General features: G+C 63.4%; 29 protein-coding genes and 1 tRNA gene. 10 read left to right on the top strand and 20 right to left on the bottom strand.

The genetic code is table 11. From position 1 onward, the window contains the following. Genes N2602_RS19315 through N2602_RS19305 form a run of 3 tightly spaced genes read right to left on the bottom strand, consistent with a single transcriptional unit; the run spans position 1 to position 4,810 of the window. On the bottom strand, positions 1 to 2,004 hold the full coding sequence (locus N2602_RS19315) for an acetyl/propionyl/methylcrotonyl-CoA carboxylase subunit alpha (RefSeq protein ID WP_260383583.1): 2,004 nt from the start codon (positions 2,002 to 2,004) through the stop codon (positions 1 to 3). A gap of 4 nt (positions 2,005 to 2,008) precedes the next feature. Beyond that, on the bottom strand, positions 2,009 to 3,613 hold the full coding sequence (locus N2602_RS19310; protein ID WP_260383582.1) for a carboxyl transferase domain-containing protein: 1,605 nt from the start codon (positions 3,611 to 3,613) through the stop codon (positions 2,009 to 2,011). 24 nt (positions 3,614 to 3,637) lie between these two features. Then, positions 3,638 to 4,810 carry an isovaleryl-CoA dehydrogenase gene (locus N2602_RS19305; RefSeq protein ID WP_260383581.1) on the bottom strand — a complete coding sequence of 391 codons (1,173 nt, stop codon included), beginning with the start codon at positions 4,808 to 4,810 and terminating at the stop codon, positions 3,638 to 3,640. Between the two features lie 111 nt (positions 4,811 to 4,921). Between N2602_RS19305 and N2602_RS19300 the strand changes: the two genes are divergently transcribed. Then, on the top strand, positions 4,922 to 5,950 hold the full coding sequence (locus N2602_RS19300) for an AraC family transcriptional regulator (RefSeq protein ID WP_260383580.1): 1,029 nt from the start codon (positions 4,922 to 4,924) through the stop codon (positions 5,948 to 5,950). 45 nt (positions 5,951 to 5,995) lie between these two features. Here the strand turns inward: N2602_RS19300 and N2602_RS19295 are convergent, their stop codons facing one another. Both N2602_RS19295 and N2602_RS19290 read right to left on the bottom strand, forming a co-directional pair. After that, positions 5,996 to 6,490 (bottom strand): Lrp/AsnC family transcriptional regulator, encoded by a 495-nt coding sequence (locus tag N2602_RS19295; RefSeq protein ID WP_172789574.1) that lies wholly within the window; start codon positions 6,488 to 6,490, stop codon positions 5,996 to 5,998. 276 nt (positions 6,491 to 6,766) lie between these two features. After that, a complete protein-coding gene (locus tag N2602_RS19290) occupies positions 6,767 to 7,072 on the bottom strand; it encodes an ETC complex I subunit (protein WP_260383579.1) in 306 nt (101 codons plus the stop codon). 249 nt (positions 7,073 to 7,321) lie between these two features. On the opposite strand from N2602_RS19290, the gene N2602_RS19285 reads away from it, so the two are divergent. Then, complete coding sequence (locus N2602_RS19285) at positions 7,322 to 8,494, top strand: OpgC domain-containing protein (RefSeq protein ID WP_260383578.1); 1,173 nt, start codon at positions 7,322 to 7,324, stop codon at positions 8,492 to 8,494. Positions 8,495 to 8,503: 9 nt separating this feature from the next. Here N2602_RS19285 and N2602_RS19280 read toward each other — a convergent pair whose 3' ends face one another. The 5 genes from N2602_RS19280 to N2602_RS19260 form a co-directional block, all read right to left on the bottom strand. Further along, on the bottom strand, positions 8,504 to 8,698 hold the full coding sequence (locus N2602_RS19280) for a hypothetical protein (protein ID WP_172789565.1): 195 nt from the start codon (positions 8,696 to 8,698) through the stop codon (positions 8,504 to 8,506). A gap of 714 nt (positions 8,699 to 9,412) precedes the next feature. After that, positions 9,413 to 9,489 (bottom strand) — tRNA-Pro (locus N2602_RS19275). Positions 9,490 to 9,580: 91 nt separating this feature from the next. Further along, positions 9,581 to 10,066: a DUF192 domain-containing protein gene (locus N2602_RS19270; protein WP_212257013.1), complete on the bottom strand. Its 486-nt coding sequence runs from the start codon at positions 10,064 to 10,066 to the stop codon at positions 9,581 to 9,583. A 110-nt stretch (positions 10,067 to 10,176) separates the two neighbouring features. Continuing rightward, on the bottom strand, positions 10,177 to 10,839 hold the full coding sequence (locus N2602_RS19265; protein WP_172789563.1) for a cold-shock protein: 663 nt from the start codon (positions 10,837 to 10,839) through the stop codon (positions 10,177 to 10,179). 198 nt (positions 10,840 to 11,037) lie between these two features. Next, positions 11,038 to 11,799 (bottom strand): NAD-dependent protein deacetylase, encoded by a 762-nt coding sequence (locus N2602_RS19260; protein ID WP_260383577.1) that lies wholly within the window; start codon positions 11,797 to 11,799, stop codon positions 11,038 to 11,040. A 256-nt stretch (positions 11,800 to 12,055) separates the two neighbouring features. On the opposite strand from N2602_RS19260, the gene N2602_RS19255 reads away from it, so the two are divergent. Then, positions 12,056 to 12,220: a hypothetical protein gene (locus tag N2602_RS19255; protein WP_008558907.1), complete on the top strand. Its 165-nt coding sequence runs from the start codon at positions 12,056 to 12,058 to the stop codon at positions 12,218 to 12,220. A gap of 96 nt (positions 12,221 to 12,316) precedes the next feature. Here N2602_RS19255 and N2602_RS19250 read toward each other — a convergent pair whose 3' ends face one another. Beyond that, positions 12,317 to 12,604, bottom strand: a complete 288-nt coding sequence (locus N2602_RS19250; RefSeq protein WP_172789561.1) for a hypothetical protein — start codon at positions 12,602 to 12,604, stop codon at positions 12,317 to 12,319. A 280-nt stretch (positions 12,605 to 12,884) separates the two neighbouring features. Between N2602_RS19250 and N2602_RS19245 the strand changes: the two genes are divergently transcribed. Together N2602_RS19245 and N2602_RS19240 are read left to right on the top strand one after the other, a co-directional pair. Continuing rightward, a complete protein-coding gene (locus N2602_RS19245) occupies positions 12,885 to 13,115 on the top strand; it encodes a hypothetical protein (RefSeq protein ID WP_212257011.1) in 231 nt (76 codons plus the stop codon). An 83-nt stretch (positions 13,116 to 13,198) separates the two neighbouring features. Further along, complete coding sequence (locus N2602_RS19240; RefSeq protein ID WP_257187420.1) at positions 13,199 to 13,324, top strand: hypothetical protein; 126 nt, start codon at positions 13,199 to 13,201, stop codon at positions 13,322 to 13,324. Here the strand turns inward: N2602_RS19240 and N2602_RS19235 are convergent. Beyond that, entirely contained in the window at positions 13,321 to 13,518 is a 198-nt protein-coding gene (locus tag N2602_RS19235; RefSeq protein ID WP_212257284.1) for a hypothetical protein, read from the bottom strand. The two genes, N2602_RS19240 and N2602_RS19235, sit on opposite strands and share 4 nt — an antisense overlap. A 501-nt stretch (positions 13,519 to 14,019) precedes the next feature. Then, positions 14,020 to 14,154, bottom strand: a complete 135-nt coding sequence (locus N2602_RS19230; protein WP_257187419.1) for a hypothetical protein — start codon at positions 14,152 to 14,154, stop codon at positions 14,020 to 14,022. A gap of 325 nt (positions 14,155 to 14,479) precedes the next feature. Here N2602_RS19230 and N2602_RS19225 point away from each other — a divergent pair, with 325 nt between their 5' ends. Then, positions 14,480 to 14,602: a hypothetical protein gene (locus N2602_RS19225; RefSeq protein ID WP_260383575.1), complete on the top strand. Its 123-nt coding sequence runs from the start codon at positions 14,480 to 14,482 to the stop codon at positions 14,600 to 14,602. Between the two features lie 50 nt (positions 14,603 to 14,652). Here N2602_RS19225 and N2602_RS19220 read toward each other — a convergent pair whose 3' ends face one another. Next, complete coding sequence (locus N2602_RS19220; RefSeq protein ID WP_018323108.1) at positions 14,653 to 14,949, bottom strand: HU family DNA-binding protein; 297 nt, start codon at positions 14,947 to 14,949, stop codon at positions 14,653 to 14,655. Positions 14,950 to 15,205: 256 nt separating this feature from the next. On the opposite strand from N2602_RS19220, the gene N2602_RS19215 reads away from it, so the two are divergent. After that, positions 15,206 to 15,697: a hypothetical protein gene (locus tag N2602_RS19215; protein WP_260383574.1), complete on the top strand. Its 492-nt coding sequence runs from the start codon at positions 15,206 to 15,208 to the stop codon at positions 15,695 to 15,697. A 110-nt stretch (positions 15,698 to 15,807) separates the two neighbouring features. Further along, positions 15,808 to 16,110 (top strand): hypothetical protein, encoded by a 303-nt coding sequence (locus tag N2602_RS19210; protein WP_260383573.1) that lies wholly within the window; start codon positions 15,808 to 15,810, stop codon positions 16,108 to 16,110. An 83-nt stretch (positions 16,111 to 16,193) separates the two neighbouring features. Here N2602_RS19210 and N2602_RS19205 read toward each other — a convergent pair whose 3' ends face one another. From N2602_RS19205 to N2602_RS19195, 3 genes are all read right to left on the bottom strand, one after another. After that, the gene (locus N2602_RS19205) at positions 16,194 to 16,400 is read right to left on the bottom strand and encodes a hypothetical protein (RefSeq protein ID WP_260383572.1); all 207 of its coding nucleotides are present in this window, start codon (positions 16,398 to 16,400) and stop codon (positions 16,194 to 16,196) included. 831 nt (positions 16,401 to 17,231) lie between these two features. Beyond that, the gene (locus tag N2602_RS19200) at positions 17,232 to 17,459 is read right to left on the bottom strand and encodes a hypothetical protein (RefSeq protein ID WP_025036169.1); all 228 of its coding nucleotides are present in this window, start codon (positions 17,457 to 17,459) and stop codon (positions 17,232 to 17,234) included. Further along, a complete protein-coding gene (locus N2602_RS19195) occupies positions 17,453 to 17,686 on the bottom strand; it encodes a hypothetical protein (RefSeq protein ID WP_260383571.1) in 234 nt (77 codons plus the stop codon). The genes N2602_RS19200 and N2602_RS19195 overlap by 7 nt, the downstream gene beginning before the upstream one ends. Positions 17,687 to 17,784: 98 nt before the next feature. Here N2602_RS19195 and N2602_RS19190 point away from each other — a divergent pair, with 98 nt between their 5' ends. Beyond that, entirely contained in the window at positions 17,785 to 17,976 is a 192-nt protein-coding gene (locus N2602_RS19190) for a DUF3072 domain-containing protein (protein WP_260383570.1), read from the top strand. Positions 17,977 to 18,034: 58 nt separating this feature from the next. After that, positions 18,035 to 18,187 carry a hypothetical protein gene (locus tag N2602_RS19185; RefSeq protein ID WP_172789552.1) on the top strand — a complete coding sequence of 51 codons (153 nt, stop codon included), beginning with the start codon at positions 18,035 to 18,037 and terminating at the stop codon, positions 18,185 to 18,187. A 3-nt stretch (positions 18,188 to 18,190) separates the two neighbouring features. On the opposite strand, the gene N2602_RS19180 is transcribed toward N2602_RS19185, so the two are convergent. The 3 genes from N2602_RS19180 to N2602_RS19170 form a co-directional block, all read right to left on the bottom strand. Further along, complete coding sequence (locus tag N2602_RS19180; RefSeq protein ID WP_212257006.1) at positions 18,191 to 18,454, bottom strand: hypothetical protein; 264 nt, start codon at positions 18,452 to 18,454, stop codon at positions 18,191 to 18,193. Next, a complete protein-coding gene (locus N2602_RS19175) occupies positions 18,454 to 18,654 on the bottom strand; it encodes a hypothetical protein (RefSeq protein WP_172789550.1) in 201 nt (66 codons plus the stop codon). Before N2602_RS19175 ends, N2602_RS19180 begins: the two co-directional genes overlap by 1 nt. A 307-nt stretch (positions 18,655 to 18,961) precedes the next feature. Beyond that, complete coding sequence (locus tag N2602_RS19170) at positions 18,962 to 20,290, bottom strand: IS1182 family transposase (RefSeq protein WP_212257604.1); 1,329 nt, start codon at positions 20,288 to 20,290, stop codon at positions 18,962 to 18,964. Positions 20,291 to 20,444: the final 154 nt, after the last annotated feature.

Raw genomic sequence — 20,444 nt, 5'->3', positions numbered from 1 at the left:
TCACTCTCCTGCAGGCTCGACCACGGCGAGCTCGACGCCCTCCTGCACGATGTCCCCGACCTTGCACTTGATGGATTTCAGCACACCGGCATAGGGCGCGCGCAGCGTCTGCTCCATCTTCATCACTTCGAGCGTGAGGATCGGCGCACCCTTCTCCAGCTTGGCACCCTCCTCGGCCAGCACGGCGACGACGGTTCCCGGCAGCGGCGCTGCGATCTTGTCTTCGCCGACATGCTCCTCGCTCTCGCCGCCGAACGGATCGACCCAGTGCAGGTCGAACCGGCCGTTGCGCGTGCGCAGGTACAGTTCATGGCCGCCGATCACGGCCGCAACCGATGATTTGACGCCGTCCAGGGTCAGGTCGAAGCCGCCGTCCTTCGCCGCGATCGTGAACGCCAGCTCGCGCTCGCCGATCACCAGCGTCGCCGGCCCGCTGCCGTAGTTCAGCGTGATCTTCTGCTCCGGACCATGGCCGACGCGGAAGGCAAAGCTGCGCTGGCGGCGGCCGACCGGCTGCCAGCCAAAGGTCTGCCAGGGCGAATTCGCTTCCGCCTGCGCCGTCTGCCGCTCCTCGTTGACGATTGCACCGACTGCGGCGCAGAGCTCGAGCTCTCCAGGCGCCGGCGCCGCCGACGTCAGTACCGCCAGCTCGCGCTCGATGAAGCCGGTGTCGATCGCGTTCGCCCGCACCTTCGGGTGCGTGATCAGCGCGGAAAGGAACGGGATGTTGGTGACGATGCCGCGGACATCGGATTCCTCCAGGCCGCGGTTCAGGCGGTCGATCGCGACGTCCCGCGTGGGCGCCCATGCAATCGTCTTTGCGAGCATCGCATCGTAGTAGGGCGAGACGCTATCGCCCTCGCGATAGCCGGCGTCGATGCGCAGGCCGCCGGTTTCCGCCGGCATGCGCCAGGTCGAGATTCTGCCGACCGACGGCATGAAGTTCTTGGTCGGGTTCTCGGCGTAGACGCGCGCCTCGATGGCATGGCCGTTGAGCTTGATTTCGTCCTGCTTCAGCGGCAGCGCCTCGCCGAAGGCGACGCGCAGCTGCCACTCGACGAGATCAATCCCGGTGATCAGCTCCGTTACGGGATGCTCAACCTGCAGACGCGTGTTCATCTCGATGAAGAACACGTCCTTGCCGTCGGAGACGAACTCGATGGTGCCGGCACCGACATAGTTCACGGCGCCCGCTGCCTTTCGCGCGGCAGCACAAACTGTCTCGCGCTGCGCGGCATTGAGCGTTGGCGATGGCGCCTCCTCGATCACCTTCTGGTGCCGGCGCTGCAACGTGCATTCGCGCTCGAACAGCGAGAGCAGATTGCCATGGCTGTCGCCGATGATCTGGACCTCGATATGCCTGGGATTATCGACGTACTTTTCAATCAGCATGCGGTCATCGCCGAATGCGGCCTTGGCCTCGCGCTTGGCGCTGACGATCGCGGATGCAAGCTCATCAGCCGAGCGCACGATGCGCATTCCGCGGCCGCCGCCGCCGGCGGAGGCCTTCACCAGCACGGGAAAGCCGATCTTGTCGGCCGCCTTCCCAAGCGTCGCCTCGTCCTGGGCCTCGCCGTGATAGCCGGGCACCAGCGGCACGCCGGCCTTTTCCATCAGCTCTTTCGAGCCGGATTTCGAGCCCATCGCCGTCATCATCCCGGCGGTCGGGCCGACGAACACCAACCCGGCGTCGAAGCAGGCTCGTGCAAACTCGGCATTTTCCGACAGGAAGCCATAGCCGGGATGCACGGCCTCGGCGCCGGTCTTACGCGCGGCCTCGATCAGCCGCTCGATATTGAGATAGCTGTCGCGGGCACGCGCCGGCCCGAGCAGCACAGCTTCATCCGCGAGCGCTACATGCATTGCATCGCGATCGGCTTCGGAATAGACCGCGACCGTGCGCAGGCCCATGGCGCGGGCGGTGCGGATGACGCGGCAGGCGATCTCGCCGCGGTTGGCGATCAGGAGGGTGCGAAAACGCCGGTAGAGCATTGAGCGGTCCATCGCATCACATCCTGAACAGGCCGAATTTCGTCGGCTCGATCGGCGCATTCGACGCCGCCGAGAGACCGAGGCCGAGCACGAGGCGCGTGTCGGCCGGATCGATCACGCCGTCGTCCCACAGCCGCGCGGTTGCGTAATATGGATGGCCCTGGCTCTCATATTGCGCGCGAATGGGCTCGCGGAATTTATCTTCCTCTTCCCTGGACCAGCTGTCGCCCTTGGCCTCGATATTGTCGCGGCGGACCTGGCTCAGCACCATCGAAGCCTGCTCGCCGCCCATCACCGAGATGCGCGCGTTCGGCCACATCCAAAGGAAGCGCGGCGCGTAGGCGCGGCCGCACATGCCGTAATTGCCGGCGCCATAGGAGCCGCCGATCACGACCGTAAATTTCGGCACCGACGCCGTCGCGACCGCCGTCACCAGCTTGGCGCCGTCGCGGGCGATGCCGCCGGCCTCGTATTTCTTGCCGACCATGAAGCCGGTGATGTTCTGCAGGAACACCAGCGGAATGCCGCGCTGGCAGCACAGCTCGATGAAATGCGCGCCCTTCAGCGAGCTCTCGCTGAACAAAATGCCGTTGTTGGCAATGATGCCGACCGGAAAGCCCCAGATATGGGCGAATCCGCACACCAGGGTCGTGCCATAGAGCTTCTTGAACTCGTCGAACTCCGAGCCGTCGACGATGCGCGCGATGATGTCGCGCACGTCGAACGGCTTGCGGCCGTCGACCGGCACCACGCCGTAAATCTCCTCCGCCGCAAACAGCGGATCGCGCGGCTTATGCATGTTCAGGTTCGGCCGCGTGGAAGGCTTGAGCGTGCCGACGATGCGCCGGGCGATGCCGATCGCATGCGCATCGTTCTGGGCGTAGTGATCGGTCACGCCGGACTGCCGCGAATGAACATCGGCGCCGCCGAGCTCCTCGGCGCTGACGACCTCACCGGTCGCGGCCTTCACCAGCGGCGGGCCGCCGAGGAAGATGGTGCCTTGGTTGCGCACGATAATGCTCTCGTCCGACATCGCCGGCACATAGGCGCCGCCGGCGGTGCAGGAGCCCATCACGATCGCGATCTGCGGAATGCCCTGCGACGACATTTGCGCCTGATTGTAGAAGATGCGGCCGAAGTGCCGCTCGTCCGGAAAGATCTCGTCCTGCAGCGGCAGGAAGGCGCCGCCGGAATCCACCAAGTAGACGCAGGGCAGATTGTTCTGCCGCGCGATGTCCTGCGCCCGCAGATGCTTCTTCACCGTCATCGGGTAGTAGGTGCCGCCCTTGATGGTGGCGTCGTTGGCGACGATCACGCATTCACGCCCCGAGATGCGGCCGACCCCGGTGACGACACTGGCCGAATGCACGTCGCCGCCATAGAGGCCGTAGGCCGCGAGCGGCGACAGCTCCAGGAACGAGGTGCCGGGATCGACCAACAGGTCGACGCGCTCACGCGCCAGCATCTTGCCGCGCGCGGTGTGGCGCTGGCGCGAGGCCTCGCCGCCGCCGCCGGCGACTTGGGCAAGCTTTTCGCGCAAGTCGGCGACGAGGCCGCGCATGGCCTCGGAATTGCGCGCGAAATCTGATGAAGACGGATCGATGCTGGAATGGAGCGGCATGGTGATTCCAATGGAGTGAAGGACTTAAGCCGTCTCGGCCATCAGCTCGCGGCCGATCAGCATGCGCCGAACTTCGGAGGTGCCGGCGCCGATCTCGTAGAGTTTTGCGTCGCGCCACAGGCGCCCGACCGGGAATTCGGAGGTATAGCCGACCCCGCCCAGAGCCTGGATCGCCTCGCCAGCCATCCACGTTGCCTTCTCTGCTGAATAGAGGATCGCAGCAGCAGCGTCCTTGCGCAGGCTGCGCGCATGGTCGGCGCGGTCGCAGGCGCGTCCCACCGCATAGACATAGGCGCGCGTGGCCTGCCAGGTCGCGTACATGTCGGCGAGCTTGCCCTGCATCAGCTGGAAATCGCCGATCGGCTGACCGAACTGCTTGCGCTCGTGCATGTAGGGCACGACCGCGTCCATGCACGCCGCCATGATGCCGAGCGGGCCGCCCGAGAGCACCGCGCGCTCGTAGTCGAGGCCGGACATCAGCACCTTGACGCCCTCGCCCACCTTGCCCATCACATTCTCCTCCGGCACCTCGCAATCGTCGAAGAACAGCGGATAGGTGTTGGAGCCGCGCATGCCGAGCTTGTCGAGATGCTGGCCGTGGGTGAAGCCCTTGAAGCCTTTCTCGATGAGGAAGGCGGTCATGCCGCGCGGGCCGGCCTCCGGATCGGTCTTGGCATAGACCACCAGCACGTCGGCATCGCCGCCATTGGTGATCCACATCTTGGAGCCGTTGAGCACGTAGCGGTCGCCGCGCTTGTCGGCGCGCAGCTTCATCGAGACGACGTCGGAGCCGGCGCCCGGCTCGGACATCGCGAGCGCACCGACATATTCGCCTGAGATCAGCTTCGGCAGATAGCGCTGCCGCTGCGCGTCATTGCCGTTGCGGCGGATCTGGTTGACGCAGAGGTTGGAGTGGGCGCCGTAGGACAGCCCCACGGCCGCCGAGCCGCGCGAGATTTCCTCCATGGCGACGATATGGGCGAGATAGCCCATGTTGGAGCCGCCATATTGCTCCGGCGCGGTCATGCCGAGCAGGCCGAGGTCGCCAAGGCGCTTCCACAGGTCTGCCGGGAACAGGTTGGCCTTCTCGATCTCGGCCGCGCGCGGCGTGATCTCCGCCTCCACGAAGGCGCGGAGCGTGTCGCGCAGCATGCCGATGTCTTCGCCCAGATCGAAATCGATGCTCGGGATGTTCAAGGCGATTCCTCCGTAATTTGGGTCCGAACCTAGCGAGGTCCGGGACCTTCTCCGGTCGAAAAGGTTGCATTTTCCGCCAAACTTGGCGAGGATTTTCCGGAGGGAATTCCGATGCCTTTTCAAGCCGCAACCGCGATCCCGCGTCGCGCCGTCACCCCTGCCGCCTTCGTCCGCGGCGTGGTCGCAGCCTACGAGCGTTACGGCCGCGATCCCGCGGAGGCGTTGAGCCGGGGTCAGGTTGCGCCGGACTTGGTCAATTCTCCGGATGGGCGGGTCACCGCCGCCCAGTTCGAGGCCCTCGCCGGCCACGCCATGCGCGAGCTCGATGACGAGGCGCTCGGCTGGTTCTCGCGCCGGCTGCCGTGGGGCTCCTACGGCATGCTGTGCCGCGCCTCGATCACCGCGCCGACGCTGGAGGTCGCGCTCAAGCGCTGGTGCCGGCATCACCGCCTGCTCACCGAGGACGTGCTGCTCGAACTCGAAATCGGCGAGGAGACTGCGGGCGTGGCAATCCGGGAGCAGCGTGACCTCGGGGCTTTGCGCGAATTCTGCCTGGTCACCCTGCTCCGCTATGTGCTCGGCTTCTCCTGCTGGGCTGTCGACTCCCAGATCGCACTCCGGGCGGCTGAGTTCCCTTATCCCAAGCCCGGCCACGTCTCGGTCTATCCGACCATCTTTTGCCGGACCGTCCGCTTCAATGCGGACCGCGCGGCCATCATCTTCGATAAGCACTATCTGTCGCTGCCGCTGACGCGCAGCGCGGCCGATCTCGACAACATGCTCAAGGGCGCGCTCCGGCTCACCGTGCTGCCCTACCGACGCGACCGCCTGCTGGTCGAGCGTGTCCGCCGCGTGCTGCGCAATGCGCGCGGACGCGTCCTCGGGGCCGAGGACGTCGCGAGTGAGCTCGCGCTTTCCACCCGCACGATGCATCGCCGCCTGCGCGAGGAGTCCACCTCGCTGCGCGATCTCAAGGAGGAGGCGAAATTCGAGCTCGCCAAACAGGAGCTGATGCGCGGCCGCACGCCGATCAAGCGCATCGCGGAGATCGCCGGATTCCGCAACGAGAAGAGCTTTTCGCGGGCCTTTCGGACCTGGACCGGTGCCAGCCCGCGCGAGTTTCGGGGCCGGTATCGCTGAGACGCGCCTCTGAACTTCAGATTTGATGGTGGGATATTAGAAGCCCTACCCAGCCGCCTCCGCCACCGCGACCTCCTGCAAAGGCAGCGGCACGTCCTTGGCAACCCCGAGCACGGGGAAGCTGCGGACGTTCTTGACGTTTGGCATCGCGGCGAAATGCAGGAGCTGTTGGCGCATGCTCTCGACACTCGGCGCCACGCATTTGAGGAGATAGTCAGTATCGCCGGAGATCCGCCAGCATTGCTGGATGCGCGGGATCGCAGCGATCGAGCTCTCGAACGCCTCCAGCACCGGCTGGGCCTGGCTGCCGAGCTGGATCGAGACGAACGACACCACCTCGTAGCCGAGCAGCCGCTCGTCGATCACGGCGCGCACTGCCCGGATCACGCCGCGGCTGAACAGCGACTTCAGCCGCCGCAGGCAGTTCGGCGCGGATACACCGACCCGCAGCGCCAGTTCGTTGTTGCGAACCCGCCCGTCCTGCTGCAGCTCGGATAGGATTTTCAGATCGACGCCGTCGAGCTGGTCACGCCCCGCCATACCCCGCCCCGCCATGGTCGTGTCATGGCGGCCAGCGAAGCACGGCGGGAAATGGCTGCCAAGGGTTCTTGGGCAAGGGTTCTTGGGCAAGGGTTCTTGGGCTCGGGCGACCAGCCGCTCCCTTCGTCATGGCCGGGCTCGTCCCTGCCATCCACGTTCTTCATCTACAAAAACGTGGATGCCCGGGCCTTCGCCTCGCCGAAGCGGCTTCGGCCGCGCAGGCGGGACAAGCCCGGGCATGACGGCACTTTGGATGCTTCGGATGAGAATGGCCCCTCAATGCGTCCAGGGCTCGCCGCGACGGAACGAGAAATTGTCGGCATAGGCAACCGGCCGGCGGATCGACTCCTTGGGCTCGATCACCTGATAGGCGATGCCCTTGCGCTCGCAATAGGCGATCGCCTCTTCCTTGCTGTGGAAGCGCAGCGTAATTTGCTGCTTCATGTCGGCCGACGAAGTCCAGCCCATCAGCGGCTCAACCGACCGCGGCTGCTCCGGCTCGTAGTCGAGCTGCCATACCTTGGTCTTGGACCGGCCGGATTGCATCGCGTTCTTGGCAGGCTTGAAAATGCGTGCGGTCATGACTGGTCCGGGCCTCTTCGTCTTTTCGTTCGATTTCGATGCGTCACGGTGGCAGTTGGTGGAAATCTCGGGGATAGTATAGAGAAACCGGTTGGGAACTGATCGTGATTCCGGCCCCGGCACCCTCGCCAACGGTATAGTCACTATGCTGCACCGTGACAATTGCGTACCCGCCTTCCGCGCCGGGATCCCGCCCGACGCCGTCTCGTCGATACCAGCAGATCCGTCCTCTTCGAGAGCTTCTGTCGCATGGCCTTCCTGAACATCAACGCCACGCTGCCCGAAAAGGGCCGTGACCTCAGGCTCGACCTGTTTCGCGGTGTCGCGAACTGGGCGATCTTTCTCGACCACATCCCCGACAACGTCGTGAACTGGATCACGACCCGTAACTACGGCTTTTCCGACGCGGCCGACCTGTTCGTGTTCATCTCCGGCTACACCGCCTCCTTCGTCTATGCACGGATGATGCTGGACCGCGGCTTCATCGTCGGCGCGACGCGGCTGACCAAGCGGGTCTGGCAGCTCTATGTCGCCCACATCATCCTGTTCGTGATCTACATTGCCTCGATCAGCTATCTCGCGCTGCGCTTCGGCGATTCCGAGATGATCAACGAGTTCAATGTCGCCGGCCTCGTCGACAACGCCACCGAGACGCTGCGCCAGGGCCTGTTCCTGCGCTTCAAGCCGCTCAACCTCGACGTGCTGCCGCTCTACATCGTGCTGATGGGCCTGTTCCCGCCGGTGCTGTGGTTCATGCTGCGCAAGCCCGATTTGACGATGATCCTGTCGATCGTGCTGTGGCTCGCCGCGCGCCATTTCGGCTGGAATCTCACCGCCTATCCGGCCGGCCAGTGGTACTTCAACCCGTATTGCTGGCAGGTGCTGTTCGTGTTCGGCGCCTGGTGCTCCATGGGCGGCGCGCGCCGCTCGATCGCGCTGATCAATTCGCCTGTTACGCTGTGGGTCTGCCTCGGTTATCTCCTGTTCGCGCTGGTCATGACCATGGCCGGCCGTTTCCCCGCCTTCGGCGGCATGTTCCCGGAATGGCTGTTCTCGGCCTTCAACCCCAATGACAAGACCAACCTCGCGCCGTACCGCTTCCTCCATTTCGTGGTGATCGTGATCCTGGTGATCCGCTTCGTGCCGAAGGAGTGGCCGGGGCTGGAGTGGAAGGTGTTCGACCCCTTGATCGTCTGCGGCCAGCAGTCGCTCGCCGTGTTCTGCGTCGGCGTGTTCCTGTCCTTCGTCGGTCATTTCGAGCTGTCGATGAGCTCGGGCTCGCTGCTCGCGCAGATCTTCGTCAGTGTCGCCGGCATCGCGATCATGACGACCGTGGCCTATTACATCTCGTGGTCGAAGAAGCAGGACAAGCCGCTGAAGCCGCCGCCGGCCAAGCCGGCTGCCGAAGCGAAGGCGGCCTGAGAGAGGCGGCTAAGCCGCCTCTTCGCCGTCGAACTCGGTGAACTTCTTGTAGATCCAGTCGCGGCCGTCGTGGCGACGCCAGACCTTGCCGAGCACGAACTGCCCGTTGATGGAGCGGCGCGGTACGATCACCGTCCAGAGGTGCCAGATCTCGGTCCAGTTCGATTGCGGACCGACGGTCCTGATGTTGGGATCAAGAGACATGGGCAGAACTCGCTGGCGCAGAACTCAAAAGATGCGCGCGCCGCGACGAACCGTCATCTGTGGTCGCACAGAGTGAAAGCAGCCCATCGCGAGCCGGGACCGACGTGATAACAGCCACGCAGACGACCGCAACAGCCGCTCGCCTTTAACCTTGCCGATCAACCTTACTTCTTGGGATGGGGCGGCGCGATCGGTTGAAAGTCGGCGCCGGTTTTTCTAGAATGTCCGTGATTTGAGGGCGAGCGCGCCGTTTCGGCGCACAGTGATTTCTAGACTGAACTTTGCAGACGATCGGACGTTTGGAAGCAAGTAGATTGCGGGGGGACAATAATGTTGAAATTGCAATGGGCACGTCTGCGCCTCGCGCTCCGCGTGGCGCGGCCCGCGTCAATCGTGAGCACGGCATCGCAAGAGCCACCGCAAGCCGCCAACGACAACCAGATGGCCTGGTCGTACGTCCCATTTCCGCCCGGCTGGTGCGCGTCGAACTGACGAGCGCGGCCCGAAAAGCGCAACGCCGCACAAGCGGAATATTCATCGCTTGGCGGCGTCCGTTTAGACATTGGGCGCTGAAATCCCCAACACGGATTTGTCGATGGCGACGGGCGAAGGTTCGATGAGGTCTTGCTGATTTCCGCGCGATGCGGAGGCCGGACGCGTGGATGTGGCCATTGCCGGTTGGATGCTGACCTCTGGGCCAGCGCCGCCCGGGACTGGTCGGGGCAGCTGGATTCGAACCAACGACCTGCAGTACCCAAAACTGCCGCGCTACCAGGCTGCGCTATACCCCGAATGTCCGGCGAGCCCCGTCGATACACGCTTCCCGGAGCGCCAGCAAGCTTCCAAAAGCCGCCGGCCGGGGCGGCAATAGCCCTGCCCGCCCTATTTGCCGCCGAACAGGGGGTGACCGACGCGGTCACCGGGACGGATGCCGTACTTCTGCGCCGTTCCCGCCACCACCTCCAGCACGGCCCGGGCGGGCCCCCGGGAGGAGATGATCTTCGTCGACAACGGCTCGGTATTCTCGGCGATGCGCAAAATGCGGCCATCGGCGCGGATGAAGATCATGTCGAGCGAAACATAAGTGTTCTTCATCCACATCGAGATTTCCTGCTCGGGATTGAAGTCGAACAGCATGCCTTTGCCGTCGGCCAATTCCTTGCGGTACATCAGGCCGGTCTCCTTCTCCTCCGCGGTCGTTGCCATCTCGACCGAGAACACCTGCACGCCATTCTTGGTGACGATCTCGAGCGGCTGGAAGCTGGCGGCGCCGACCGGCGCGCCGGCGACGGCCCAGAAGGCGATGACGAGGATGGCGGCCAGCCAGCCCTTCAGAGCGGACCAGACGGCCTTTCGATCAGAATTCATGGGGGCTCTCGCGGCGTGGGACCTAAAGTCAGTCCTTACGCGGCGACCGCCCGAAAAGGAAGAGGCGCGCCGGACTCGCAGCGCGCCTCTGCTCACGATTGCGGGAATTCTTAGTGCGACTGCAATCCCGGCGATCCGGTCTCGGGATGGATCTCGGCCGCCATCATGCCCTTGGAGCCGGGCCCGAAGCGGACCAGCACGTACTGGCCCGGCCTGAGCTCGGTCATGCCGAAGCGGCGCAGCGTCTCCATATGCACGAAGATGTCAGGGGTGCCCTCGCCGCAGGTCAGGAAGCCGAAGCCGCGCAGCCGGTTGAACCATTTGACTTGGGCCCGCTCCAGCCCGCTGGTCGGGGTGACCGTGACATGGGTGCGCGGCGGCAGCATCTGCGCCGGATGGATCGCTGTCGATTCGTCCATCGAGACGACGCGGAAAGCCTGGTAGCCCTTGGCGCGCTGGATGCACTCGACGACGATGCGGGCGCCTTCATAAGCCGTCTGGAAGCCGTCGCGCCTAAGCACGGTAACGTGCAGCAGGACGTCGGGCCAACCATTGTCGGGAACGATGAAGCCGTAGCCTTTGGAGGCGTCGAACCATTTGATGACGCCGGTGACCTCGACGAGGTTGGCGCTGGCTTCGCCCAATCCGGTGAAGGGACTGAGTGCGGTGTCGCGGCCGGCGCTGCCATGCTCGCTCGGCGTCAAGCGCCCCGGCGAGGTGCCCTGTCCGGGAACTCCAAGCTTCTTGGACTCAAATCCGTCCGACGACCCCATAACCCCGGACCCCACACTGCCATGCAACCCGCCACATTGGCGGCGCTCGAATCACGCGTCTTAAGAGAATGTTCTCAATTCGACGCGACGCGAATCTTTCGACTCAAAAGATAACACTCCCGGTTGCGACGCATAGACAAAAAAGAGATTCGCCGGAACCTATGAACAGCTTGCACAGCCGCGAATCAAATTGACGCCTCAATTTGCGACAAAGGGCCCGAGAGTCTCGCCGATGTCGTGCTGGATGACGAGGTCGGCGATGTCGTCCTGCTCGGTCGGCTCGCGATTGATGATCACGAGACGTGCACCGGCGCGCTTGGCCATCATCGGAAAACCGGCGGCCGGCCAGACCACCAGTGAGGAACCGACCGCGATGAAGAGATCGCAAGCCTGCGACAGCGCTGTCGCGCGCTGCATCTCGTCCTCCGGCATCATCTGGCCGAAGGAAATCGTGGCGGTTTTCACCGGCTCGTCGCAGGCGGTGCAGTTGGGCGCCGCGCCATCGTCGTCGAAACGGCGCTTCACCCAGTCGAGCGGATAGGCCTGCCCACAACCGATGCAGCGCGCATAAGTGGTATTTCCGTGAAGTTCAACCACGTGCTCCGGCGCGAAGCCCGAGGCCTGGTGCAGGTTGTCGATGTTCTGGGTGATGACGGCGGGAACCTTGCCGGCGCGGTAGAGCGATGCCAGCGCCCGATGGCCGCGGCCGGGCTTCGCTGCCGCAAAGACCGCCTCCATCGCAAAGCGCCGGCGCCAGGATTCGTCCCGCGCCTCCTGGCTCGCGACGAACTCGTCGAACGGGATCGGACGGTTGCGCGTCCAAATTCCGCCCGGCGAGCGGAAGTCGGGAATGCCGCACTCGGTCGAGATGCCGGCACCGGTGAACGGCACGATGGTCCTGGCATCGGCGATCATGTCGCCGAGCCGCTCGATACCGCTCTGAAGATCCGATGCGATCAATCGCGCCTCCCGACTCCGTTTGGCCTGACAGCAACATGCGCAAGCGGCAAGATCGTTGACGCTCTTATCAAGCGCCAACGCAACGCGCTCGGCAATTTCTTCCGACCTTCGCATATCACAATCCTGCAATGCCTCCTCCCCATTGACGCCCCATTCGGAAGTGCCAATGGATGTGTTGACGCGACTCAACGTGATTGCGGCGGCAGTGCTTGAGTTCAGATGTGCACATACTCAAGGTGTAGAGGGGAGATTTGACATGACCGAGGACGAACAGCGCAAAGAGCGCGAACGCGAAGAGATCGCCGCCCGTGTCGCCGCCTTCCGTGCCACTCAGGAAAAGTTCAAGCGCGAGCGCGAGGAATACTTCGTGTCGACGCTGGAGAATGCCCGCAAGGTCGAGCGGCCCTCGCTCTGGCCGTAATCGGTCGCGCCGGCAGGGCGCGACGACATGCGAATGAAAAAAGCCCGGAGCAGCGCTCCGGGCTTTTCGCTATTGGCGATCACTCAATTGCCGGACTTACCAATGGCGCCAGTGGTGGTGGCGTCGGTAGTACGGCCCGCCGTAATAGGCATACGGACCCGGTCCGTAATAATAGCTCGGGCCGTCATAATAGCCGTAGCGGGGGCCGTAATAGCCATAGGGATGGGAGGCTGCGACCGCGCCCGCGGTGATGGCGCCGGCGGCAAGGCCGAACGCCAGGCCCGGCCCGATGCCGCGGTGACCTGCCTCGGCGGGCGCAGGGGCCGCGACCGCGGTCACGCCAACGGCTGCGACGGTGGCCAGAACTGCCAGTGTCTTCTTCATGCTCTCCTCCTTCGCTGCAGGGGGTAACCGCGAGCGCCTGCGATGGTTGCGCGGAACGCAGGGAACCGATCGGGGTCAAAAAATGTCGATGCAGCGGGAACGAAATCGCCTGTGGCGGATTGACGTTCCGAGTGCGGGCGCCTCCGCCATCCGGGTTGAGGCGACAGCACGAAGACCCCGTCAGCATCTCCGCGATGCTGGCGGGGTTTTCAGTTTCACGGGAGCAGATGGCAGCAGACCATGACGGTTGCCAGCAGGGACGACGATCGAGGAGGAAAGCTTGCCGTTATCCGCTTTGCTGGCCCGTATCCGCAAATTGGTTCCCAGATCCGACGATGAGCACTACGACGAGATCGTCCGCAGCTTCGGTGTCGGCACGCTGCGCCCGCCGCCGACGCCGATGAGCGACCGCGAGCTGGCGCAGGCGATCTCCGAGTTCCTGAAGGAGCAGCCGTCGAGCGAATCCGTCGCCACCCTCGGCCGAAGGCTCGACCCCTCCTCTCCGCTTTGAATTTCTCTGCGGGAGCACGGAACCGGGATTACGCGCGGACGTTGAATCTTTCCTCCCGCTGAGCGGAGGGAAAGAAGGCCGATATGCCCGTCTGGCTCGAAGTCTTGCTCAACCTGTCCGGCTATGCCGGCTTTGTGGCGCTCGCCTCGCGCGGTGCCGCATGCCCGCAGGCACGGGCCGACGACCGCCGCTGCGGCGACGAGCGTTAATTGGCGCGCGGTGCCTGACCTGCCGTGCGGACCAGCCGGTCGGCCTTGACCGCAACGCGCGTGTCCTCGGCCTGCGGCCGCAGCGAGAAGCTGATCACGACGAAGGCAAGACAGAACAGCGCGCCGACGACGGCGACGCGCCGGTAGGTGTGCCGGTCGCCTTGAAAAAAGGACGGCTCTGAAAAAGGCATCATGGCAAATTGCTTCTTGGCAAAGTCGTTTCTTTGGGAACGTCGTTCTTGCTTGTCTTTGCTGGACACCTACTCCAAGGCGCAGCAAGCGCAACGCGATTGGGCTTTTAACCTAACCGAATAGGGTTATCGGCAACCACGCAAGCTCTCGTTAGCCAGACCGCAGCCGGCAGCTCCGCAGTGATGAGCTGCAACAACACGACCCGCTTTGTTCCAGCTTCGACTCCATTTCGTTCGCGAAGAACGAATCGGAGTCGCAAGAATCAGCGCAGAGCGATTCCTAACGATCGATGAAAGCGCGCACGCTCACACGTTCGACGCGGCAGGACTCTTCGGCGGCAAGACCCTGCAACAAGACCCTTCTGCATAAAGACCCTTCCGACAAAACTCCGCGACAAGAGTTCGCCGGCAAGAGTTCGCCGGCAAGCAACGCGGCGACAGATCAAGCGCGCTCCCCTCAGAGCGGGGTCGCGCTTGCGCGTCGCCGCGCGGCGTCGATGCAGGTCAGGCCGCCCGCTTCGTCTTCTCCTTCGAGAAGCATTCGAGGATCTGGATGCGGAGCTCTTCCGCGGCAGGGCCCTCGAGCTTCCTGAGCTCGTTCCAGAGCCTGATCACTTCGCGCTGTTTTTCGACGGTCATGAGCAACCTCCAACGGTCCACCTGGGCGGCTCACACTAGAACAAAATGAGAACAAAAAGTCCAGCCCCCACAGGCGAAATTTCCTCGGGGCGACGTTGAACCTTTGCGGCGCAGCAAGCACTCATTGAAGCTGGGGATTTCAGCGCCCAGTTACACGGCAGCGCCGCCTGACGAACATATTCCGTCACGGCGGCGCTGTTGCTTTTTGCAATTTCAACTTTAGGTTAGGAGCCATGGCTGTCGGCCAGGCGCTGAAATCCCAACGCCGTCAGCCACAAGAGCCTCGCGCGAAAGCGCGGGGCTTTTTCTTGTGAAGCGGGTGAGGATGGTGACGGAACGGGGCTCGCCGTTCCCGATGGCGCGAGCACCGCGCGCTGCGGCTTGTCCTGATGGTCTGGTGATGTTCGGCATCGCCATGGCCAAGCACCACCTGGTCTTCAGCGGTTGATCGCTGCGGCGTCGCGCCAATGAGCGCGCCGCAACGACATCGCCGGCACGTCAGACGGCGTCCTTGGCCACCTTCAGCGGCGAGGCTTTGACCGACTTGCTGGCGGGCTTCGCCGCGAACTGCATCGGCTCCTTGGTGAAGGGATTGACGCCCATGCGGGCTTCGGTCGCCGGCTTGTTCACGACCGACATCTTCACGAAGCCGGGAATGACGAACTCGCCGGACTCGTTGAGCTCCTTGTAGCCGACGGTCGCCATGTACTCGATCACGGACTTCACGTCGTTCTTCGAAAGCTGCGTGCCCTCGGCAATTGCATCGATCAATTGGGTCTTCGTCATCTTTGCCATGGTCTGAATTCCTTTGAATGGGTGCGCGGAGCAATCTGCTGCTGGGGACGCGGCCGGACCCGCGAATGCGCGCTGCTGATTCATGCCAGAAGTCATGAAGTGATCGGGCTTAGACCCTATCGAGGCCGAAAACGCAAGCATGGGCTCTGCGGGGTTCCGGACTTCCTGTGCAAGATGTTGTAAGACCTGCAATTTTCTTGAACCTGTGAGAGCACCGCGCCTGCTATAAGGTCGCAAGTTTTCCGATGGGGTGCTGATGAAGGTCGCTATCGTCATTGCAGGTTTGATCGTGTTCGCTGTCGCAGCCCTCGTCGCGATCCAGCCAGGCTTCTTGAAGCCTGCGTCGCTTGCCCTCGTGAAAAAGTCCGACATCTTCGGCTTCTCGCCGGGGATGACATTCGATGAGGCGAGCAAGCTCGTCAGTCAACGCCACTATCTCTGCCGGCAGAGCCGAGGTCCGTACACCCTCGAATGCGAGATCAACGGCGCCAAGGTCACAGCCCATGGCGAAGAGACTGACGCCAGGCATCCGATCTGGCGCGTCAATGCAACACTGAACAATCCGGGATCGCAGGAGACTGCCGTCAAATCGATTTCCGAGCAGTTCAATGCACCGGCCATCAAGGACCGCGACGGCTGGACTTGGATCGTCGGCCGCGGGCTCAAGCTGAGCTATGATGGCGCCACCTTGAACCTCGTCGACGAGGCCGCGGAGGCCAGGCTTCGCAACAACGAAGCCAAGCGCTAAAGCGAAGTCACCTCGGCGTGAAACTTGTGGCTCGGCGCCCATTGTTGACGCTTCAGTAACCTAACGCGACCAAGCTTCGATCAGGTTGGTTGCGTTGGAGTATCCTGACAGTGCTGGATTTTAACGAGCTGCGTGAACTCGCAGCTGATGTTCGTATTTTTGTCGACGTCGCCGAAGACAAGGCTGAAGCGCTCAGAGCGGTCATCGCGGCCTACGACGTGGTGCTGGCGATCTTCCCCGTCGATGACGGCATGGGCCTCCACGTCATCAAGGGCAAGGAGATCCTGGACAAGATCGCGGCGTCGCGGACACACGCGATGTACAGCCACACGGCGATCGCGGTTCCGGATCTCGCACATGCCGAAGCGCTCAAGTTCCTGACGACGCCGGTCGAACACCGGATCGCGGCCTAGCCCGGCCGCAAGGGCGTGCAAGTGCGCACCGGCTTTCAGCGATGGAGGCAGGTCGCTCAGCAGCTTTGTCCGGACGCGCAGGCTCAAGCGGTTCGCCGCTTCCGTCGCAGGCCGATGCGCGTGCCCGGGAGATTGATGCCAAGCTCGATCGCGCGCGATCTGATCGATGCAATGGGCCGCTTCAGCTTCACGATCATCAGCGTGAGGCTCTTGCCGCTATCACACATGGATCGAAGCAGCCGGTCGTCGTCTTCCGACCAGCGTTCGTGATTGTAGGTGCGGGCAGCCATGGACGTTTGCCTCTGAGGCCAATGAGGCGGGACCTTAAGCGGGAGAATGTCAAAGGACCCAGCTTCGCCTGTTCTGAGCGCGGCGGCTGGGTGTCAGTTGAAGGGCGGCTTGTTACGCTGCCGCCTGACGCAGAGATAGTTTTTGGGCGTCGATTTTCAACCGAGTTACGGATTTGTAATTGCCCGGCGCGAGTGCATCCGCGTCCTCATTTGAACTTTCTTGCCGCTTGCGCGTCTTACAGTTGAAGCGTCCCTAAGCTTCACCTCGACAGAGAACCCCGCTTCCCAAGGGCGGGGTTTTCGCTTTTGGCGCTGCATCAGCTCGCCCGGGATTTCAAGCGCTCTTTGCCGTTGACCCGGCAGCCCTCCAGACGCATTTTTTGCGACGGGCAGGGTTTTGAGGAGCCGTGATGCCGAAAACCCTTGTGGAATTCAGAGCGCAGAACCTTCGTTTGCTCGAGCGGCTTTGTCCCGAGGACCCGCGATATATCGCGGCCTGGCTGAAGCAGTTCGATGAGCAGAACGGGATCACGCCAAAAGCTCGTCGGAGGTCCGGCAAGAGCACTGCTTCGCCGCAAAGCAAGACTGCCTCGCCCAGGCGCACCAGGTCGACTCTCTCCTCCGTCTCACCGCGCTAATCGGCGGCAGCGACAAGCGCGCATGCTTGGGGTTGCTTGCGCGCTCGCGACATAACCGAAGCGGCGCAAGCCTACGTGACGCATCTTTCGTGAACCCGCGGACCTGGCCCTTCTCACCTTCAAGACTTGCTCGCGGGCTCATTCGCATCCGACGGCCTTGCCGGACCTCAGCGGCAGAGAGCCGCTGGAACGCTCACGGAATGTCCGCCGCCTTCCGGTTGTCTCCGATCGAAACCGGCTTGTTCAGGAAATACTCGCGGTTGCCTGTCGCAGCTTCCGCGTATTGATCAATGGCGACGATGATGGCCTGGACGTGGGCATAGCACCACCCTTCCCGCGTCGCGCGTCGGCGAACGTCCTCGAGCGCGGTCAGGAAGGGCGACAGGTCTCTCTCGTCGTCGAACCACCGCCTGCTCACCATGTCCTCCCGCCGAGCACCCGGCCCTTGATCTGGCGCGGCTCCGCCGCCTTCAGCGCGTCGCGTTCCGCGCACAGGCTCTCGACCTTCGCCTCCATCCGCGACAGCAGCGCCCCGGCCGAGGCGGTGCCGATGCCCGCCCGCTGCAGCTGGAGGATCTCCTTCCTCTGCCTGCCGATCTGGCTGCGCATCCGTTCGATCTCCCGCCTGAGAAAGTCCAGGTCCGGCATTGTTCCGCCTCGCGAATTCTAGATGTGACCCATGAGAACAAAAACGGAACGAAGAGTCGAGTCCGACGTTCTACGGAAAACGGAATGGGAGATGCGCGATGGCCGACAACACCCAGAAGGACCCGAAGGATTGGGTTTCCGGCGACGATCCGATGACCGGAGCCCAGGAATCCTACCTCAAGACCTTGGCCGAGCAGGCTCACCAGGACCTGCCCGAGCAGGAGCTGACCAAGGCCGAGGCATCGGAGCTGATCGACAAGATGCGGCAAAAGGCCGGGCTGGAGGAGTGAGCCGTCCGATTGCGGGAACCCGGCTCCGTGCGTATGCAAACGAAATTGGGAATCGAGAATGCCTTATTTCGTTTGCGCCCGCGACGGAGCGGGCCAGATCATCCTGAAGAGAGACACAAGGGAAGCGGCCGAGAAGAAGGCCGCCGAGCTCCGCGACATGGGCTATTTCGAAGTCGAGATCGTCGCCAAGGGTGACGACGAGACGGCGTGAGGATCATGCTTCCCTCAGCACCTTGAAGGCGCTGAGAATGACGAAAGCACCGAGACCGTAGGTCAGTGCATTCACGACCCAGGACATGGCGATGCCGGCGAAGGTCGACCCTCCAACCGCTCCCCAGAAGAAATACGCTGCGGTGATGCCCGGCCACTCCAGCCAAAGAAACGCGAAGTCGGTCAGCGGCTCCAGGACGAGGAGCACCGTCGAGACGAGCGCCCCGACGGCCAATGCGATGACGAGGTGTGTCCTCACGGAGAGCATCAAAGACCCAGCAGGCCGGAGATAACAGGAATGAGGAAAAAGGCGGCGGCCCCGAGCAGGAGGCCGACGAAAATGCGTGCAGAGCGGCTGTGAATCTTCGTATCGAGCCACGCACCGATGGCGAACGCAGCCTCTCTCAGCCAGCTGCCCACGAGGGCTCTGACGAGATCGAACAGGAGTTCTGCAAGCAATGCGGCCATGGCGTTTGGTCGGCGCCACTGCTGGCGGGGTTCATTGGGCCGGACATCGCGGCGTCTTGATCGGCCAAATGGCCGGCACAGGCGAGTTCGTCATTGTCGGCACGCCATGTCGCGGCCTATACCGTAGCGGAAGGCTCGATCCGGATGTTGCGCATCCTGCACGACCTACGGCCGCCACTCCCCCTGACTTTCAACAACCGATCAGCTCGTAGAGCCTGTGAGCCAATTCGTTTTGTTTCGGCTTCGGCATCAAGGGGTGGTATCGCCCCTTGATGGGGGAAGCCGGCGGCGTCAGGCTGTTGGTTATCTATGCTTTTGCGAGACGATGCCCTTGCAGGATGTTGTTGGTGAGGGCGTACCAGAGCACGACGGCACGGACCTTCTCGATGCCGCGCACGGTCAGTTGCCTGAGGTCCCAGTTGCGCCAGCGGGCATGGATGCATTCGCAGATGGTACGGGCCTGGTACTGTGCCTTGCCGGCTTCGCTGGCCATGCGAGCACGCCAGGCCGCTATGCCAGGACCGTCGCTGCTCCGGGGTAAGAAGGGATCGACACCGCTCCTGGATTGGGGCGGTGGACAGTAAACCTCGATGCCCTCGCCATGCGCCCATTCGATGTCGTCGCCAGTGCAGAACCCGCCATCGGCGAGGTAGCGGCGTGGCAAGCGCTTCAGCCGAGCGCGCGTTCGCTCCAGCATCGGGCGCATCAAGCCACGATCTGAGCCGCTGTTGTCGACATCGATCGCGACCACGATCAGTTCGCCAGCCGCGCTAGCCACCTGCACATTATAGGCCGGACGGAAGCCGGCATCGGCCATCTTCATCACCCTGGCCTGCGGGTCGGTGGTGGAGGCCCGAGGCTCCTTCGGCTTCTTGCCATTGCCGCCCTTGTCGTCGAGCTGTTTTCGCTTGCGCTTGATCTCGGCCAGCGCGGCCTGCGCGGCTTGCACCCGCTCGCTGCGTTCGCGCGCCGCCCGCTCTTTGGCGGCCCGGATCCGCCGATTGCTGGCTTCCGGGTCCGCATCGACCTCGCGCTTGAGCTCTTCCACAATGGCCTCGGCCTGCGCCATCTGCCGATCCAGCGTCGCCTCCCGCCGGAAAGATCCGGTCCCGGCATTCGCTCGTATCCGCACCCCGTCCTGGGTCAGCTTCTCCAGATCGACCAGCCCTGCCTCGTTCAGGGCCACCAGATGTTCAACCAGCAAACGGTCGAGCAAGTCGGCACAGCCGACCCGGAAGTCCGACAGCCCGTGATGGTTCAACGACACGCCACCGCAGAGCCAGCGGTAGACGTCGTGGCTGTCGCAGAGCCGGTCCAGCGCCCGCGCGCTGCCAACGGCATCGCTCGCGGCGTACAGCCAAAGCGCCAGCAACAACCGTGGCGATGGCGCCGGATGGCCCGGCCTGTTTTCCCGTGCCTTGACGCGATCTTCCAGCTCGCTCAGGTCCAGCCCTTCGACATAAGCCCAGATCACCCGCGCTGGATGATCCTGCCCGATCAGGCTGTCGATATCGACCGCTCGCAATTCGACCTGATTGCGCACAGGCTCGCGCAGCCGAGGTGCGCCTTGCGGCACCGCTTCGGTTCGTGCCGACTGCTCCGGCAATTCACCAAAAAGTCCGTCGTCAGCCATCATCCTCTCCAGCAGATCAGTCTGCCCAGAGAATCACATTCGTCTGACGCGCGGTACAAAAGATTCACAGTCTCGTAGGATGGGTAGAGCGAAGCGAAACCCATCGAGGGCCTTGTTGCGTGACGAAGCATGATGGGTTTCGCAAGTGCTCTACCCA

Origin of the sequence: Bradyrhizobium sp. NC92 (assembly GCF_025200865.1) — a bacterium.
In the GTDB taxonomy this organism is placed as follows: Bacteria; Pseudomonadota; Alphaproteobacteria; order Rhizobiales; family Xanthobacteraceae; genus Bradyrhizobium.
The sequence above is the reverse complement of the archived record's forward strand: the minus strand, read 5'-3'. Positions and strand labels throughout refer to the sequence as shown.